This is a genomic window from uncultured Legionella sp. (assembly GCF_937871865.1).
Taxonomy (GTDB): Bacteria; Pseudomonadota; Gammaproteobacteria; order Legionellales; family Legionellaceae; genus Legionella.
This window is the reverse complement of sequence record NZ_CALMPD010000310.1, coordinates 1-2,250: the sequence shown is the minus strand read 5'-3', so window position 1 is coordinate 2,250 and position 2,250 is coordinate 1. Positions and strand designations below refer to the sequence as shown.

Sequence of the window (2,250 nt, the reverse complement as noted above, 5' to 3'; positions counted from 1 at the left end):
CTCAAGCCTGTGCCGAACTAGAGGGGCTGAATTATGAGCATGCAGATGCTTTGATTTCCTTATATTCACGAGGCTTAAGAGGGGAACATTTGAGAAACCTGTTTATAGATGAAAAAGAATTTGGCCCTCATCATACGGCGGTTTTGAATATGTTGATAGATGAGTGGCACTACGACGTTGAAGAAGCGGTCAATTGTATTTCTGGTTGTGATTTTGATGAAGTACAAAAATTCTATTCCATGCCAGTGCCCTCCCAGTTGTTTTAATAAGGGGCGTGACGATCATTGGAACGAAGAGATACTCTAAGAACAGCCTCCTTTAATACAAGCTTAATTGTTGAGCTATCCCTCCGGTTTTTCGGATAAGTTTTTAATGTTATCTTAATTTTTTATGAGAAATACTATGATTAGCGAATTTTTTTTAGAAGATACAATGCAATTTTTGTCATTAGTTAAAAATTATGACTTCACTACAGAATCTCAAATTACAGATAGAAAACCGGTTTTAACAGATCAAGAGATTAAGATTTTAAAAAAAATAAAATTAAGCGATATGATATTTGGCCAACCCTATGCATCAGACAAAATAAATACACATAGCATGAATGTATTTGATATTTCTTCTTCTAAAGACAGCTCATTAAAAGTAGTGGTGTCTAATAGGGCTCCTTCGTGTGGTGAGTTACGTGGTACTTTTTTAATACAATTATTAAATGAGGCTAAAGAAGAAAACCAAGATCAAACAGTATTTGAAGCAATAGAAAGTAAAGTCACTACATTAGAATATAATACGCTTGCTCTAATGACCCAACGTTTTTTTTGTGAAGGAGAAAAAGCGATAGTTAAGGATGTTTTTAACAAACATAAAAAGAATTTTTACAAAAACGATATAGAAATTAAACAAGCACTAGAAGAGGCTGTATTGGTTGTTTCAAGATTGATGGAAGCCGCAACTCTTTCTGAGGTTGCTTTAAACGACAATAATGATGTACTAACAGAAAATACCAAAACAATTTTTCATCAAATCAAGCAAACGTTGGAAGATTTTTCCCATGGAGAATTAACCTTTACAAATTTAAAAGAAACATGTAACAAATTAGGTGAGAATATAAATCAATTAGAAATTAGCAAATACCAAGGCTACAGTGGAATTCAAAAAGTTCTTTCAATGATAGCATTCCTGTTATTATCTGTTCTTAGCTTGGGAGTTGCCAATATTATTAGTTATCAATCGTCAGGAAGTTTTGTGTTCTTTAAAGGTGATAACAATAAATTTGAAGAAAAACAAAAGGTAAATGAAGTCGGTAGTTTAATCTTGTCTCGCAATACGGCGCCGTCATGTATGGACCCAGACCTGGATGCAAGTGATATAGGGTGCGATGGCGACGATATTCTTCATCATCAATATAATTAAGCAGATATAGTGTTTTGATAATGCGATCTAAATTCATTAATGCTCTAGCTAAACCAGATGGCCTGTTCTTAGGAAATAATGATCGCATTAATGTGAAGAGCCCGGAATCACCAAAAAAACATTGTATCGACATGTAGCCCAGCAGGCGAGGTACGACAAGATGGGAAGAAACTACTTGGAGTGTCATGCCCCCAAATTTATTGGAAAATATTTTCTCAATGATAAATGCTTAGAGTTACTTTTTGCATCATTGAGTTTAATAAATATCTCATAAGCTCTTTCCAATCTGATTTCCAATATCTATACCTGGCCGCTGTCATTATTGGAATTTTGTGTAGGGCTGACTGTTTGATCATAACCACTTGTGTCGATTACTTGAAGTGGCTTCAGTGTATCTGGAAATGGAGTTAGAGGTGCTGCTTGGGACACTGGTGATGCTTGAATCTCTGCATCTGGCTCTGGGGTAGGATTATTGAGATTGGCTTGCGAGTTGTCATCTTTCGGAGCAGGAGGGGCTTCATCACCTCCAGTAATTTTGTCCAATAATTTGTCTGTGGCATCTGATAGTTGCTGCTGTAATGGAGCAAGGCGATCATCTACTGCATCGTTTAACCTATCAAGAGTTGCCCCAAGCTTTGCATATAATTGCAACATAGCCGCCATCATGGCGATCCATTTTGCTGGTATCTATTTTATCCTCCACTCTTTTTTTCTCCTTTGCCTCTGTTTTTCAGCAAAATCATCTCCATTATTTGCCGGTTTCTTGGACTCTTCATTTTCCGAATTATAGCCAACGGATAATAAATTGATTATAATCATTTATTTATGACGTATTCA

3 protein-coding genes and 1 pseudogene are annotated in these 2,250 nt (G+C 35.9%); 2 read left to right on the top strand and 2 right to left on the bottom strand.

Annotation, left to right across the window (positions count from 1 at the left end; translation table 11 throughout):
• Both Q0495_RS16745 and Q0495_RS16740 read left to right on the top strand, forming a co-directional pair.
• The coding region (locus Q0495_RS16745) for a hypothetical protein (protein ID WP_298628474.1) at nucleotides 1-266 on the top strand (266 nt) is incomplete at its 5' end.
• A gap of 136 nt (nucleotides 267-402) precedes the next feature.
• Entirely contained in the window at nucleotides 403-1,413 is a 1,011-nt protein-coding gene (locus Q0495_RS16740) for a hypothetical protein (protein ID WP_298628472.1), read from the top strand.
• On the opposite strand, the pseudogene Q0495_RS16735 reads toward Q0495_RS16740, so the two are convergent.
• A pseudogene (locus Q0495_RS16735) lies at nucleotides 1,340-1,504 on the bottom strand (Tn3 family transposase); the annotation flags it as partial. The gene Q0495_RS16740 and the pseudogene Q0495_RS16735 overlap by 74 nt on opposite strands.
• Before the next feature lie 209 nt (nucleotides 1,505-1,713).
• The gene (locus tag Q0495_RS16730) at nucleotides 1,714-2,079 is read right to left on the bottom strand and encodes a hypothetical protein (protein WP_298628469.1); all 366 of its coding nucleotides are present in this window, start codon (nucleotides 2,077-2,079) and stop codon (nucleotides 1,714-1,716) included.
• Nucleotides 2,080-2,250 lie beyond the last annotated feature (171 nt).

Coding starts and splice junctions, on each gene's coding strand:
- Q0495_RS16730 (WP_298628469.1), bottom strand. CDS start 2,079: ATGATGGCGGCTATGTTGCAATTATATGCAAAGCTTGGGGCAACTCTT.
- Q0495_RS16740 (WP_298628472.1), top strand. CDS start 403: ATGATTAGCGAATTTTTTTTAGAAGATACAATGCAATTTTTGTCATTA.